The 14,362-nt window shown below is 76.0% G+C and carries 12 protein-coding genes; 4 read left to right on the top strand and 8 right to left on the bottom strand.

What is annotated here, in order from left to right:
* Window positions 1-66: 66 nt before the first annotated feature.
* Window positions 67-849, top strand: coding sequence for a hypothetical protein (locus ACFCLZ_RS28070; RefSeq protein WP_380280412.1), 783 nt, complete (start codon window positions 67-69; stop codon window positions 847-849).
* Window positions 850-941: 92 nt separating this feature from the next.
* On the opposite strand, the gene der is transcribed toward ACFCLZ_RS28070, so the two are convergent.
* The 3 genes from der to ACFCLZ_RS28055 form a co-directional block, all read right to left on the bottom strand.
* Window positions 942-2,396, bottom strand: coding sequence for a ribosome biogenesis GTPase Der (der, locus tag ACFCLZ_RS28065; protein ID WP_380280410.1), 1,455 nt, complete (start codon window positions 2,394-2,396; stop codon window positions 942-944).
* 185 nt (window positions 2,397-2,581) lie between these two features.
* Complete coding sequence (cmk, locus tag ACFCLZ_RS28060; RefSeq protein WP_380280409.1) at window positions 2,582-3,301, bottom strand: (d)CMP kinase; 720 nt, start codon at window positions 3,299-3,301, stop codon at window positions 2,582-2,584.
* A 324-nt stretch (window positions 3,302-3,625) separates the two neighbouring features.
* Window positions 3,626-4,711 (bottom strand): prephenate dehydrogenase, encoded by a 1,086-nt coding sequence (locus tag ACFCLZ_RS28055; RefSeq protein WP_380280407.1) that lies wholly within the window; start codon window positions 4,709-4,711, stop codon window positions 3,626-3,628.
* Between the two features lie 261 nt (window positions 4,712-4,972).
* On the opposite strand from ACFCLZ_RS28055, the gene ACFCLZ_RS28050 reads away from it, so the two are divergent.
* From ACFCLZ_RS28050 to ACFCLZ_RS28040, 3 genes are all read left to right on the top strand, one after another.
* On the top strand, window positions 4,973-7,108 hold the full coding sequence (locus ACFCLZ_RS28050; protein ID WP_380280405.1) for a DUF4139 domain-containing protein: 2,136 nt from the start codon (window positions 4,973-4,975) through the stop codon (window positions 7,106-7,108).
* Window positions 7,109-7,110: 2 nt separating this feature from the next.
* Window positions 7,111-8,682, top strand: a complete 1,572-nt coding sequence (locus tag ACFCLZ_RS28045; protein ID WP_380280403.1) for a DUF4139 domain-containing protein — start codon at window positions 7,111-7,113, stop codon at window positions 8,680-8,682.
* A gap of 77 nt (window positions 8,683-8,759) precedes the next feature.
* Window positions 8,760-9,122: a DUF952 domain-containing protein gene (locus ACFCLZ_RS28040; protein WP_380280401.1), complete on the top strand. Its 363-nt coding sequence runs from the start codon at window positions 8,760-8,762 to the stop codon at window positions 9,120-9,122.
* A 77-nt stretch (window positions 9,123-9,199) separates the two neighbouring features.
* Here the strand turns inward: ACFCLZ_RS28040 and ACFCLZ_RS28035 are convergent, their stop codons facing one another.
* The 5 genes from ACFCLZ_RS28035 to ACFCLZ_RS28015 form a co-directional block, all read right to left on the bottom strand.
* A complete protein-coding gene (locus tag ACFCLZ_RS28035; protein ID WP_380280400.1) occupies window positions 9,200-10,183 on the bottom strand; it encodes a helix-turn-helix domain-containing protein in 984 nt (327 codons plus the stop codon).
* A gap of 204 nt (window positions 10,184-10,387) precedes the next feature.
* Window positions 10,388-11,728, bottom strand: a complete 1,341-nt coding sequence (locus tag ACFCLZ_RS28030; RefSeq protein WP_380280398.1) for a pseudouridine synthase — start codon at window positions 11,726-11,728, stop codon at window positions 10,388-10,390.
* Window positions 11,729-11,791: 63 nt separating this feature from the next.
* Complete coding sequence (locus ACFCLZ_RS28025; protein ID WP_380286308.1) at window positions 11,792-12,385, bottom strand: SMC-Scp complex subunit ScpB; 594 nt, start codon at window positions 12,383-12,385, stop codon at window positions 11,792-11,794.
* Between the two features lie 278 nt (window positions 12,386-12,663).
* Window positions 12,664-13,638, bottom strand: coding sequence for a segregation and condensation protein A (locus ACFCLZ_RS28020; RefSeq protein ID WP_380280396.1), 975 nt, complete (start codon window positions 13,636-13,638; stop codon window positions 12,664-12,666).
* A gap of 88 nt (window positions 13,639-13,726) precedes the next feature.
* A complete protein-coding gene (locus ACFCLZ_RS28015) occupies window positions 13,727-14,347 on the bottom strand; it encodes a hypothetical protein (RefSeq protein ID WP_380280395.1) in 621 nt (206 codons plus the stop codon).
* Between the last annotated feature and the right edge of the window lie 15 nt (window positions 14,348-14,362).

The raw sequence follows: 14,362 nt of genomic DNA, 5'->3' as shown, positions 1-14,362 counted from the left end.
CACGGCCGTGCCCGCCCTCGCCCCCGCACCCGCATCCCCCGGGCGCCCTCACTCGTTGGGCCCTGCGTGTACAGCTACGACGGCCCCGCCTCCTCCCGGCGGTCCACCACCGCCTCCCGCGCGATCCCGGGCATGCGCCCCTCGTACGACGCGGAGCACCCGCACTCGGCGACGCCGATCTACGACGAGCTGTACTCCGAGTACCGCCGGCTCTTCCGCGCGCTGCCGGGCGACCGCTCCGGCGAGGAGGAGCTGACGTTCACCGGCTTCGCCGTCCGGGACACCGCCCCGGCGCGCACCGACCCGCGCGCCGACCCCCGCCCGTACCCGCCGCAGCACCAGTCCTTCCACACCTACGCGGGCCAGGCGATCGGCATCCCGCAGTTCATGCCCAGCCGGCCGGGCGGCCCCGACCGCTCCGGGCAGCCGGACCAGCCCTTCGCGCACACCGGCGGCGCCGCCCACCCGGGACACCCGAGCCACTCGAGCCACCCGCACGACCACGGCCCCGCCCACGCGAGCCACACCGCCGGCCACCCGGCGAGCCCGTACACGACCGGCTTCCAGGCCACCCCCGCCCCCGGCCGGCCGCCGGGTGGCCAGGCTGGGCCCCAGCCGGGCGCCCCGGCGGGCACCGGCCAGGGCTGGGTCGCCGCCGGCTACCTCGGCCCCGTCCCGCCGCCGGTGGCCGCACCGGTCCCCGCGCCGGCCCCGGTGACGGTTCCGGTCCCCGCGCCCGCCCCGGCCGTGGGCGCCGCCCTCGGCCCCGGCGGCCGGGGCACGAACAGCGGCGGCCGGCACCGCAGCCTGCTCTCGCTCCCCCCGGGGCGCAGCGGCGACCACCGCTGACCCCGCCCCCACAACGCGGAAGGGCCCCGCCGCCCGGTCCCGAGACCGGCCGACGGGGCCCTTCCGCACCGTCCACCTCTGGCTCCTGCGCCCTACTTCTTCTTGCGCTTCTCCCGCACGCGCACCGAGATCGAGATCGGCGTGCCGACGAAGCCGAACTCCTCGCGCAGCCGGCGCTCGATGAACCGGCGGTAGCCCGCCTCCAGGAAGCCCGAGGCGAACAGGACGAATCGCGGCGGACGGATGCCCGCCTGGGTGCCGAACAGGATGCGCGGCTGCTTGCCGCCCCGGATCGGGTGCGGGTGAGCGGCCACCAGCTCGCCCAGGAAGGCGTTCAGCCGGGCGGTCGTGATGCGGGTCTCCCAGCCCTCCAGCGCGGTCTCGATCGCCGGGACGAGCTTCTCCATGTGCCGGCCGGTCTTCGCCGAGACGTTGACCCGGGGGGCCCACTGCACCTGGACGAGGTCGCGCTCGATCTCGCGCTCCAGGTAGAAGCGGCGCTCCTCGTCGAGCTGGTCCCACTTGTTGTAGGCGATGACGACGGCGCGCCCGGACTCGACGGCCATCGAGATGATCCGGGTGTCCTGCTCGGCGAGGGTCTCGCTGGCGTCCACCAGGACGACCGCGACCTCGGCCTTGTCCAGCGCGGCGGTGGTGCGCAGCGAGGCGTAGAAGTCGGCGCCGGCGGTCAGGTGGACCCGGCGGCGGATGCCGGCGGTGTCGACGAACTTCCAGGTCTTGCCGCCGAGCTCGATCATCTCGTCGACCGGGTCACGGGTGGTGCCGGCCAGCTCGTTGACGACCACCCGCTCCTCGCCGGCGACCTTGTTGAGCAGGCTGGACTTGCCGACGTTCGGCCGGCCGATCAGCGCGATGCGGCGCGGGCCGCCGGGGGCGGCGTCGCCGAAGGTCTGCGGCGGGGCCTCGGGCAGCGCGGCCATCACGGCGTCGAGCAGGTCGCCGGAGCCGCGGCCGTGCAGGGCGGAGACGGGGTAGGGCTCGCCGAGGCCGAGCGACCAGAGGTAGGCGGCCTCGGCCTCGGTGGACGGGCCGTCGACCTTGTTGGCGCAGAGCACGGTCGGCTTGCCGGCCCGGCGGATGATCTTGATCAGGGCCTCGTCGGTGTCGGTGGCACCGACGGTGGCGTCGACGACGAACAGGACCGCGTCGGCCTGCTCGATGCCCAGCTCGGCCTGGGCGGCGACCATGGCGTCGATGCCGAGGACGTCGATCTCCCAGCCGCCGGTGTCGACGACCTTGAAGCGGCGGCCGTTCCAGGTGGCCTCGTAGGTGACGCGGTCGCGGGTGACGCCCGGCTTGTCCTCGACGACGGCCTCGCGGCGGCCGATGATGCGGTTCACCAGGGTCGACTTGCCGACGTTCGGGCGGCCGACGACGGCCAGCACCGGCAGCGGGGCGTGGCTGCCGTCGCCGAGGCCGTCGACGTCGTCGAGGTCGAAGCCCTCCTCGGCGGCGAGCGCCATGAACTCGGCGTACTCGGAGGCGTCCAGCTCGCCGTGGCCGGCGGTGGAGTGCTCTGCGGTCATGTTCGTACTGTCCGTTTCCCGGCCCGGCCCTTCCCAGGGGCGTGCCGTGCGTACCTGCCCCTCCGGGGCAGCGCGAATGGTTCCGGGTGCCACCATGGCACCCCGTTCATCGGATGATCGGCCGGCTGACGGTTCTCAGGCGTCCTCGGCCGTTCTCAGTGGCCTCAGCCGTCCCCGTTCCGTCCTCAGGCGGCCGAGAGCGCGGCCCCCGCCCGCTCAGCCACCAGCGTGGTGATCCGGTCGATCACCTGCTCCAGACTGAGCGCGCTGGTGTCCACCAGGACCGCGTCCGCGGCCTGGGTCAGCGGGGCGGTCGCCCGCGAGGAGTCCGCCGCGTCCCGGCGCGCGAGGTCGGCGGCCATCGCGACGATGGTCGCCTCGTCCACGCCCTTGGCCCGCAGCTCGGCGGCCCGGCGCTCGGCGCGGGCCGCCTCCGAGGCGGTCAGGAAGATCTTGACGGTGGCGTCCGGGAACACCACACTCCCCATGTCCCGGCCCTCGGCGACGATGCCGCGCTCGGCGACCCGGGCGCAGCCGCGCTGCAGCTCGACCAGCCGGACCCGCACCGCCGGCACCGCGGCGACCGCGCTGACGTGGGCGGTCACCTCGGGGCCGCGGATCGGGGCGGCGACGTCCCGGCCGTCGACGGTGATGGTCGGGCCGTCCGCGTCCGTGCCGGACACGATGACCGGCTTGCCGCACGCGACGGCCACCGCCTCCGGGTCGTTCACGTCGACGTCGTTGGCCAGCATCCACCAGGTCATCGCCCGGTACATGGCACCGGTGTCCAGGAAGCTCAGGCCCAGCCGGGCGGCGACCGCCCGGGAGACGGTCGACTTGCCGGAGCCGGAGGGTCCGTCGATGGCGACGACGACCGGGGCGTGCGCTCGGTCGGCAGTGTCCACGGCGCGAACCTCTCTCTGATCTCTGAGCATGGCAACCCGAACTGCGGGGAAGCCGGGGATGGTCCCTCCAAGGTTAATGGACCGCCGACCCGCCCGGCCCCGCCGGTAACCGGCCGGCTGCATCCTCACCGGACCCACCCCTCTCGCGGGAGCGCCCTGAAGCACTGAGAGCACCGCGACGCACTGAGATCACCGTGAAGCACTGCGAGCACCGCTAGGACAGCGAGCACCCTGCCGACACCGTGCCGACACCGCCACGAAAGCGAGCATCGCCAGAACCACGAGCACCGCTAGAACAGCGCGCACACCACCAGACCCGAGAACTCAGTCCCGGACGCTCCACCCGCTCGCCCGCAGCGCCGCCGTCAGCGACCGCACCGCCGTCGGCGCCACCGACAGCTGGACGAAGCCCACCTGCTGCCCGGTGGAGTGCTCGATGACGACGTCCTCGATGTTCACGCCCGCCGCGCCGACCTCACCGAACAGCCGGCCCAGCTCGCCGGGCTGGTCCCCGAGGACCACGGCGACCGTCTCGTACCCGGTGGGCGGGGCGCCGTGCTTGCCGGGGATCCGGGCCTGGCCGGTGTTCCCGCGCCGCATGACCGCCTCGATGCCCGCCACGCCGCCCCGCCGCTCGGCCTCCTCGGCGGCCTGCAGGGCGCGCAGCGCGGCGACGGTCTCGCCGAGGTCGGTGGCCACCTCCTCCAGCACGTCGGCGACCGCGCCGGCGTTGGCGGAGAGGATGTCGACCCACATCGCGGGGTTGGAGGCGGCGATCCGGGTCACGTCCCGCACGCCCTGGCCGGAGAGCCTTATGGCGGTCTCGTCGGCGTTCTCCAGCCGGGCGGCGACCAGCGAGGAGACCAGTTGGGGCGCGTGCGAGACCAGGGCGACGGCACGGTCGTGTGCCGCGGCGTCCATGACGATCGGCACGGCACCGCAGAGCGCGACCAGTTCCAGGACGGCGTTCAGCGTCTCGGTGTCGGTGTCGGTGGTGGGGGTGAGCACCCACGGCCGGCCCTCGAAGAGGTCCGCACGCGCGGCCAGCGGGCCGGACCGCTCCCGCCCGGCCATCGGGTGGCTGCCGATGTAGTGGGTGGTGTCGCAGCCGAGCGCGGCGACCTCGGCACGCGGGCCGGCCTTCACGCTGGCGACGTCGGTGTAGCAGCGGGCCAGGCCGCGACGCTGGCAGTCGGCGAGCACCTTGCCGACCAGCGCGGGCGGCACGGCGATGATCGCGAGGTCGACCGGCCCGTCCGCGGGCTCGGTGGTCCCGGCCCCCAGCGAGGCGGCGGTGCGGGCGGCGTCCGGGTCCGCGTCCTCCAGATGGACGGTCAGGCCCCGTCCGGTGAGGGCGAGCGCGGCGGAGGTGCCGATGAGTCCGGTACCGACGACGGCGGCTGTGCGCATGGCGGGGTGGATCTCCTCACGGAACTGCGCGGAACGCGGCGACTGCGGGGCGTGGAACGGGTCGCCCCCATCCTCCCCCATCCCCGCCACCGCCCGTGCCGCAACCGCACCAACGCCCCCGGCCGTCCCCCCTCACGCGGCCCGCGCCACCGGGCGCCCGCCGCGCCGCCCGCACGCCGCGCACGGTGGAAAACCGGCGACGCGGGCGACGCCGCACGGCAGGATGGGCCGCCGACGGTACGCGACGAAGGGGTTGGCCGGGTGAACGATCGACACAGCAGCGACCAGCATCGACCGCACGACGACGACAACACCAACAACACCGACAGCACCGCCGTCCCCGCCGTCCCCTCGGTGCTGGACTCCGTGGTCGTCCACGCCGTCGGCGCGGTCTGCCGCCGCCGGGCCCGGGCGGCCCTGCCTCCGGGCGGACGGCTGCGGCTGACCGGCCTGCCCGAGGGGTTCGACGAACGCTCGCTGCGCGCCCGGGTCCTCGCCGGCCCGGCCGGCACCGCCGTCACCGAGGCCCGACTGGAGGCCGTCGCCGAACTCCGCGAACCCTCCGAACTGCCCGAGCTGCACCACCGGTTGGAAGCCGCCGACGAACACGGCGCGGCCCTGCGGGAGCAGCGCCGACAGGTCCTCGCCGCCATCGCCGAGACCACCGCGCTGCGCGCCGTCCCGCCGCCCCGCCGCCGCGACGAACCACTGCGCCGCACACCCGCCGACGCCTGGCTGGAGCTGGCCGAGTTCGTCGACGAGCGCCTCACCGCCCTCCAGGAGCGCGCCGGACGGCTCGACCGCGAGATCGAACTCGCCGACCACGAGATCCAGGTGCTCGTCGAGCAGGTCGCCCGGCTGTCCCCCGACGAGTGGCACGAGCCCGTCGAGACCACGACGACCGCCCTGCTCACCCTCACCACCGCCGCTCCCGAGGACGCCCCCGCCGAGTTGGGCACCGAGCTGGACATCGAACTGGAGTACACCGTCCAGGCCGCCCGCTGGGTGCCCTCCTACCGGCTCTCCTACCGCCAGGGCGCCGACACCGGCCACCTCCTGCTGCGCGCCTCGGTCGCCCAGCAGACCGGCGAGGACTGGACCGGCGTCCGCCTCGCCCTCTCCACCGCCGACCTCGACCGCCGCACCGACCTGCCCAAGCTGCGCTCGCTGCGGATCGGCCGCAGCCAGCCGGCCCCGCCGCCCTCCGGCTGGCGCGAGCCCCCGGCCGGCCTGGCCGACCTGTTCACCGGCTACGACGCGGCGGGTCCCCGCCCGCTGCCGCTGCGACCCGTGGCCGCCGGAGCCGCCGGAGCCGCCGGCGGCGCGTTCGCCGCCGAGCCCCGGCTCTCCGCCCGCGCCCGGGCCCGCACCGGCGGCCTGCGCTCCGCCGACGAGCCGACTGAATCGATCGAGCCGGGCGGGCCAGGCGGCCCGGGCGGCCCGTACGGGCAGGCCGAGCCGGTCGCCTTCGCCGCCTACGGCGCGCCCCCGCCCGCCCCCGGCGGCGCCGCCCGGGGCCTCGACACTGCGGCCTTCGCCGAGCTCGACGCCCCCGCCCCGCTCACGCCCCCGCCCGGCCCGCCGGTCCCGGACGAACAGCTGCTCGACTACCCCGCGCTGGAACTCTCCGCCCCGGACGCCCCCGCCGACCGGCGCGGCACCCTGCACCCCCCGGCCGCGCAGCGCGCTACCGGCCGCCCGGCCCCCGGACTGCCGCACCTCCCGCTGCCGCACCACGCCGTGCCGCCGCGCGTCTCGGCCGGCTCCTTCGACCACCGCTTCGACGCCGCCGCGCCCGCCGACCTCCCCTCCGACGCCACCTGGCACACCGTCACCATCGGCGAGATCCCGGTACGCGTGAGCCCCGAGTACGTCACCGTGCCCGCGGTCGAGGAGCGGGTCTACGCCACCCTGGTGATCGCCAACGGCACCGCGCAGGCCGTGCTCGCCGGACCAGTCGAGGTGAGCGTCGACGACCGGTTCCTGCTCACCGCCGCCCTGCCCACCCTCGCCCCCGGCGGTGTGCGCCGACTGGGCATCGGTGTCGCCGAGTCGGTCGAGGTGACGCGCCGTACCGAGCTGCGCGAGTCCACCGCGGGCATGCTGAACAGCAGCACCGTGCTCGACCACCGGGTGCACGTCGAACTGGCCAACCGGCTCGGCCGCCCGGTCACCGTCGAGGTCCGCGAACGGGTGCCGGTCAGCTCCGACGCCGACATCCGGATCGAGGAACGCCCCGGCTGGCACGCGCCCGACGAACCGTCCACCGAGTGTCCGCCCAGCACCCGGCTCCGGCGGGTCGAGCTGCCACCGGGCGGCCGGGCCGAGCTGGACGCCGGCTACCAGATCAGGATCCCGGCCGGAAAGGCCATCGTCGGCGGAAACCGGAGGAACTGAACGTGACCGTCACCCCCCTCCCCGTCCCCCCGGGGCCCGCGACGCCGCTGCCCGTCACCGCCGTCACCTGTCTGGAGGACCGCGCCCAGGTCGAACGCACCGCCACCGCCGAGCTGGCCGCCGGCGTCCAGCGGCTGCGGCTGGGCCCGCTCACCGCGCTCGCCGTCGACCGCACCCTGCGCGCCGAGTCCGGCACCGCGGGCGTGCGCGTCCTGGACGCCCGGATCACCCGCCTCTGGACACCGCGCGCCCCGCTGCCGCCCGGCCCGGAGGACTCCGAGCTGCGCCACCGGCTGCACGCGCTGAACGAGCGCCGCCGCGCCGAGGAGCAGCTCGCCGACCGGCTGGAGGCCCGGCTGGCGCTGCTCGCCCAGCTCTCCGCCGACCTGCTGCGCGAGGTCGGCGAGGGCGCCGGCGTCGGCGAGGTCGAACGCGTCCGCTGGCACCGCGAGCTGGACCGGGTCGACGCCGGGCGCGAGCGTGCCGGCGAGGAGCTGCGCGCCGCCCGCTCCCGGCTGCGCGCACTGGAGCGGGAGCGCACCGCGGCGTTCTCCGCCGCAGCGGAGGCCGAGGAGCAGCCCGCCGAACTGGTCGCCCACCTCGACCTGACCGTCGACGCCCGGGAGGCCGGGCCCGCCCGGCTGACCGTGCACCACCTGGTGCCCTGCGCCCTGTGGCGGCCGTCCTACCGGGCCACGCTGGCCGAGGGCGTGCTGCGCCTGGACTCCGAGGCGGTGGTCTGGCAGCGCACCGGCGAGCCGTGGACCGGCGCCGAGCTCACCTTCTCCACCGCCCGCTCCGCGCTCGCCACCGAGCCGCCCGCGCTCGCCGAGGACGTGCTGACGCTGCGCGAGCGCACCGCCGAGGAACGGCGCACCGTCGAGGTGGAGCTGCGCGAGGAGACCATCTCCGAACTCCGCCCGGACGGCGTGCTGCCGGGTGTGGACGACGGCGGCGAGGTGCGGGTGCTGACCGCCCCGGCGCCGGCCACCGTGCCCTCCGACGGGCGGGCGCACCGGATCCCGCTGGGCTCCTCCGAAGGACCGGCGCACAGCGAGTACGCCTGCGCGCCGGAGCTGTCGCCGCTGGTCACCCAGGTGGTCCGGTTCCGCAACACGGCCGGGCACCCGCTGCTCGCCGGGCCGGTCGAGCTGGTCCGCGGCAGCGGCTTCACCGGCCGCGGACGGCTGCCGTTCACGGCGCCGGGCGCCGACGTCGAGCTGTCCTTCGGCAGCTCGGACGGCTACCGGGTGGTGCGCGAGACCGACGAGCGCCGTTCGACGGCCGCTCTGAGCCAGCGGTCGGTGACCACCCGCACGGTGCGGCTGCACCTGTCGCGGTTCTCCGGACCGGAGGAGCGGGACGAGCAGCTGGTCGCGGTGCGCGAGCGGGTGCCGGTCTCCGAGGTGTCGGCGGTGGAGGTGCGGCTGCGCAAGGAGGAGTGCTCGCCCGCGCCGGACGCCTTCGACGCGGAGGGCATCGTCCGCTGGGACGTCCCGCTCGGCCCGGGCGCCCGCCGCACGCTCACCCTGGTGTACGAGATCTCCGCCTCCGGGAAGGTCGCGGGCCTCTGAGCACCGGTCGGGCCCGGGCGTGCGAACCGCCGCCCGGGCGACCGCCCGGGCCCGGCCGGAGCGGGTACAACAGGAGCATGATCCTGCACCTCGCCCCCCTGGACGACTGGCTGGCCGACCCGGGCCGGCCGTACGCGACCGCCTCGCTGCTCACCGACGGGTTCATCCACTGCTCGGCGGACGAGCCGACCGCGCTCGCCGTGGCCAACGCCTTCTTCGCCGACGCCCGCGAACCGCTGATGGTGCTGCTGATCGAGGAGTCGCTGGTGGAACCGATGGTCAAGTGGGAGGCCCCGCACGGCGCACCGCCGCCCGGGGCCACCCCCGGTGTGCTGTTCCCGCACATCTACGGCCGGCTGAACCGCACGGCGGTGGTCGGCCTGGAGAAGGTCGAGCGCGGCCCGGACGGCCGCTGGGCGGCGCTCTCCCCCTGGAGCTGACGCCCGGCACACCGGCCCGGCGGCACCCAGGGTGTCGGACACGCCACCGGCGGCACCCAGGGCGTGTCGGACACGCCCTACAGCCAGCCCCGCTCCCGGGCCGCCATGCCCGCCTGGAAGCGGGTGGTGGCGCCGAGCTCGCGCATCAGCGACTGGAGGCGTCGCTGGGTGGTCCGGGCGCTCCAGCCGAGCGAGCGGGCGATCGACTCGTCGGTGAGGCCGGCCGCCAGCAGCCCGAGCAGCTTGCGGTGGTCGGCCTCCGGCTCCAGCACCCCGTCCGCCGCGCCGATCGCGGCCTGCAGCTGGACGGCGCGCTCCCACTCGGCCTCGAACAGCGTGTCCAGCGCCTGGAGCAGCGCCGAGGGGTGGATGACGTAGGCGGCGTCGAGGACGCTGTCGCCGACGCTGATCGGGATGATCGCCATCCGGTCGTCCGACATGACCATCTTCATGGGGAGCACCGGCCGGACCCGGGCCTCCTCGCCGTCGGCGACCCCGACCAGGATGTTCTTCTCCAGCCGGCCCGGCCAGGCCACCGCCTCCCGGTCGTAGACGGTCCGGAACCGCACGCCCTCCTTCAGCCGCCGGCGCTGGAGCGGGATGTTGGCCACCGGGTCCTGGATGTAGGGCGGGCAGTCGAAGCCGCGGATCTGGTACTGGCTGGTCCCGGTGATGTGCTCCAGCCGCTGGGCGATCGCCTCGCCGCCGGTCAGCACCTCGACCGAGTGCGCCGGGTCGGTGTAGCGCGAGGCCTCCCGGAAGGCGTCCATCAGCCGGTGCATCTCGGCCCGGGCGTGCCGCAGCTCGGATTCCCGGTGGCCGATCAGCGTGCCGATGGCGACGTCCGGGGCGACCGGCAGGAACCGCTGCCGGTCCACCGGGGCCCGGGTGGCCATGCCCTGCTGGGCGAGCCGGTCCAGGGCCCGCAGGCTCTGCTGGACGGTCAGGTCGCAGAGCGCGGCGAGGTCCTCGGCCGTCGACTGCGGGTTGGCCACCAGCGCCGCGTAGACCCGCCCGTCCGGTCCGGCCAGTCCCAGAGCGCTGAGTGGTGCATCGGACACGGCGTCGCTCCCCGTTCGCCTCTCGCCCCGCGCCGGGTGGCGCAGTCCCGCCACCGGGCGGGTCGTGGTCAGGTGGCAATCCTCGGCCACGGATCATCGGGCTGACAAGGTGATCACCGCCGATGCGGCCCGCTTCACAGCGGGATCCGCCGAACGACGCAGGGCCTCCCCGCCGAACGACGGGGAGGCCCTGCGGGGCGGCTGTTACAGCCCGACCTCGCGCATCAGCTGGCCGACCTCGGGGTTGGTCAGCCGGCGCAGCCAGCCGGACTTCTGGTCGCCGAGCGCGATCGGACCGAAGTGGGTGCGCACCAGCTTCTCGACCGGGAAGCCCGCCTCCGCCAGCATCCGGCGGACGATGTGCTTGCGGCCCTCGTGCAGGGTCACCTCGACCAGGTAGTTCTTGCCGACGTTCGAGACGACCTTGAAGCTGTCGGCGCGGGCGTAGCCGTCCTCCAGCTCGATGCCCTTGGCGAGCTGCTTGCCCAGGTCGCGCGGGATCGGCCCCTGGATGGCGGCCAGGTAGGTCTTGGTCACGCCGTACCGGGGGTGGGTGAGGCGGTGGGCCAGCTCGCCGTGGTTGGTGAGCAGGATGATGCCCTCGGTCTCGGTGTCCAGGCGGCCGACGTGGAAGAGCCGGGTCTCGCGGTTGGTCACGTAGTCGCCGAGGCACTGGCGGCCGTCCGGGTCCTCCATGGTGGAGACCACGCCGGCCGGCTTGTTCAGCGCGAAGAACAGGTAGGACTGGGTGGCGACGGTCAGGCCGTCCACCTTGATCTCGTCCTTCTGCGGGTCGACCCGCTTGCCCTGCTCGGTGACCCGCTTGCCGTTGACCTCGACCCGGCCCTGCTCGATCAGCTCCTCGCAGGCGCGGCGGCTGCCGATGCCGGCCCGGGCCAGCACCTTCTGCAGCCGCTCGCCCTCGGGCTCGCCGAAGGTCTTCGGCAGCTTCACGGCCGGCTTGTCGTGCCGGGCCAGCACCGCGTCCTCGATCCGGGCCTGCAGCTCGCGCGAACGCTGCGGCTGGCGGCGCGGGTCGCCCGGGGCGCCCTGGCCCTCGCGGCGCGGCCGCGGGGCCGGGCCGGGCCGGCGCCCGGCGAAGCCGCCGCGGGCCGGGGTGGCGTTGGGGCCGCCGCCGTACTCGGGGCGGTCGTACCTGCGCTCCTCGGGCCGCAGCGGGCGGTCCGGGTAGCGCCGGTCGTCGCGGCGGTCGTCCCGACGGCTGTCGCGCCGGTCGTCGCGGCCGTACGAGCCCGAGCCACCACGGGGGGCCGAGCCGCCACGCCGGTCGTCGCGGCCGTACGAGCCCGAGCCGCCACGCGGAGCCGAGCCGCCGTACGAGCCCGAGCCCGAGCCACCACGCGGGGCCGAGCCGCCCCGGCCGCCGCCGGACCCGCCGGACCCGCCGCCGTACGAACCCCCGCGCCCTCCGGAGCCGCCGCGGTCCGAGCCGCCCCCGTAGGAGCCGCCCCGGCCGCCCCCGCCCTGTCCGCCGCGACCGCTGCCGCCGCCGCTGCTGTTCCTGCCGTTGCCACTGCTACGCATCAAAGTGTCCGTACGTCGTTACCGTCTGGGCTGTGCGGTCGTTTCGGCCGACCTCACCGCCCCCTACCGATCAGGCGCAGCCCGACCGGCCTCGCCACTGCCGTCCGCGGCCTCAGCGGCAGCGGCGGCGACCGCCTCCGCGATCATCGTGCCCTCCAGGGACTCCGCTTCCACGTCGTCGACCTCGGGCAGGAAGGGAGCGAGCTCCGGCAGCTCGTCCAGGCCGCGGAGCCCCATCCGTTCCAGGAAGTAGTTCGTCGTCCGATACAGGATCGCACCTGTTTCGGGCTCGGATCCGGCCTCTTCCACCAGTCCTCGCTGTACCAGGGTACGCATCACGCCGTCACAGTTCACACCGCGGACGGCCGAGACCCGCGATCTGGACACCGGCTGCCGGTAGGCGACCACCGCCAGGGTCTCCAGCGCCGCCTGGGTCAGCCGGGCCTGCTGGCCGTCCAGGACGAAGCGGTCGACGGCCGGCGCGCAGGCGGCGCGGCTGTAGAACCGCCAGCCGCCGGCGACCAGTCGCAGGTCGAAACCCCGCCCCTGGGCGGTGTACTCGGCGGACAGCTCGCGCAGCGCCGCGGCCACCTCCGCGCACGGCCGCTCCAGCACCGACGCCAGGTGGGCCTCGGCGGCCGGCTCGTCGACGACCATCAGGATCGCCTCCAGCTCGGCCCGCAGCCCGGGACCGCCGTCCGCCTCCGGCACCGGCTCCGCGACCGGCTGCGGCTCCGCGACCGGCACCGCCTCCGGCACCACGACCGCCTCCGGCACCGTCTCCGGCACCGCGACCGCCCCCGGCACCGCCCCCGGCTCCGCCTCGCCCAGCACGCCGGGCACCGGCTCCAGCCACTCCCCGGCGCGCGGCTGCCCCGGCAGCCCGAGCGTCCGCCGGGCCGGCCGTCCGCCGCCCGCGCCGCCGTTCCCGGCCGTCATCGCCCGTCCTCCTCGCCCTTCGCCGCCCGCGCCGCGGCCTCGCCCGCCGGCCGGTCGAACTCGTCCGTCACCTCGACCGCGCCCCGGTCCGCCTGCGCCACCCACCGCACCACCAGCTCGCCGAGCGCGTCCGGCTGCTCGAAGGCGAGCGCCCGCTCCCGGTACAGCTCCAGCAGCGCCAGGAACCGGGCGACCACCACCATGGTGTCCGGGGCGTCGGCCACCAGCCGCTGGAAGGTCGCCTCGCCCAGCTCGGTCAGCAGCCCGGCCACCAGGCCCGCCTGCTCGCGCACGCTGACCGGCGGAGTGTGGATGTGGTCGACGTAGACGACCGGCTCGGGCTTCGGCGCCATCGCCCGGGCGGCGAGCTGCGCCAGGCGCTCGGCGCCGACGCTGATCACGACCTCGGGCAGCAGTTCGGCGTGCCGCGGCTCCAGGCCGACGGTGCGCGGCCGCCGCAGCAGTTCGGTGGCCCAGCGCTCGCCGAACAGCGCCGCCGCCCGCTTGTAGGCCCGGTACTGGAGCAGCCGGGCGAAGAGCAGGTCGCGCGCCTCCAGCAGGGCGAGGTCCTCCTCGTCCTCGACCTCGGCGGCGGGCAGCAGCCGGGCCGCCTTGAGGTCGAGGAGGGTGGCGGCGACGACCAGGAACTCGGTCGCCGCGTCGAGGTCCCAGTCCGGCCCCATCGCGCGGATGTACGCCATGAACTCGTCGGTGACCGTCGCCAGCGCGATCTCGGTGACGTCCATCCGATGTTTGGCGATCAGGCTCAGCAGCAGGTCGAACGGGCCCTCGAAATTGTCCAGCCGGACCCGGAAGCCGCCCTGCGGCCCGCCCTGCGGCGCATCCGGCCCGGCCGCTCCAGCGGCGGTCCGGTCGACGACGGGGCTCTCGGGCGTACTCGGCATGACGGTCCATCTTCGCCCGCCCGCGCCGCCCGCCCCGCACCGGGGCCCATCGACACGCCGGGCCACCCCGGCCCGATCCACCGCGGCGCACCGCGCACGCCGCACCGCGCCGCACCGAACGACCCCGGACCCCCCGCGGCCCCGGAGTGCCTGCTCAGCGCCCGCGCAGCCGCCGCACCAGGATGCTCGCCTCGCCGCGCTGCTCCAGGTCCGCCAGCACCACCGCGATGGCCTCCCGGACGATCCGGCCGCGGTCCACCGCCAGGCCGTGCTCACCGCGGAGCACCAGCCGGGCGTGCTCGAGGTCCATCAGCTCCTCGGCGGACACGTACACGGTGATCTTCTCGTCGTGCCGCTCGCGCCCGCTCGGGCGGCGCGGGGCACGGCCCCGCGGACGGGGCCGCCCGGCACCCGTCTGGTCCTCGGCCGCACCGGCGTGCTGACGCGGCGCCGGGGCCGTGGCGCGGCCGCCCTGGGCGGCCTTGGCGGCGGCCGTCGTGGCGCCGCCCGGCTGTGCGGGGGCGGGCACGGTGGCCGCTCCCGGTACGCCGGGAGCGCGGCGCGGCACGCGCCCGGCCCCGGCCTGGTCCCCGCCCGCCCCGGCGCCGCCCTCGGTGTGCTCCGGGCCCTCGCCGCCGGCGGCGGAGCCGGTGGCGCCGGCGCCGTCGACGCCCCCGGCGCCGTCCGCGTCACCGACGCCGTTGACCGCCCGCGCGGTCTCCGGTCTGGGCGCCTCGGCGGCCGAACGCGACGCGAGGGACGGCGACAGCGCCATCCCACCGGTGGTTCG

The organism is Kitasatospora purpeofusca, from assembly GCF_042691725.1.
In the GTDB taxonomy this organism is placed as follows: Bacteria; Actinomycetota; Actinomycetes; order Streptomycetales; family Streptomycetaceae; genus Kitasatospora; species Kitasatospora purpeofusca_B.
This window is presented reverse-complemented; position numbering and strand designations above follow the sequence as displayed.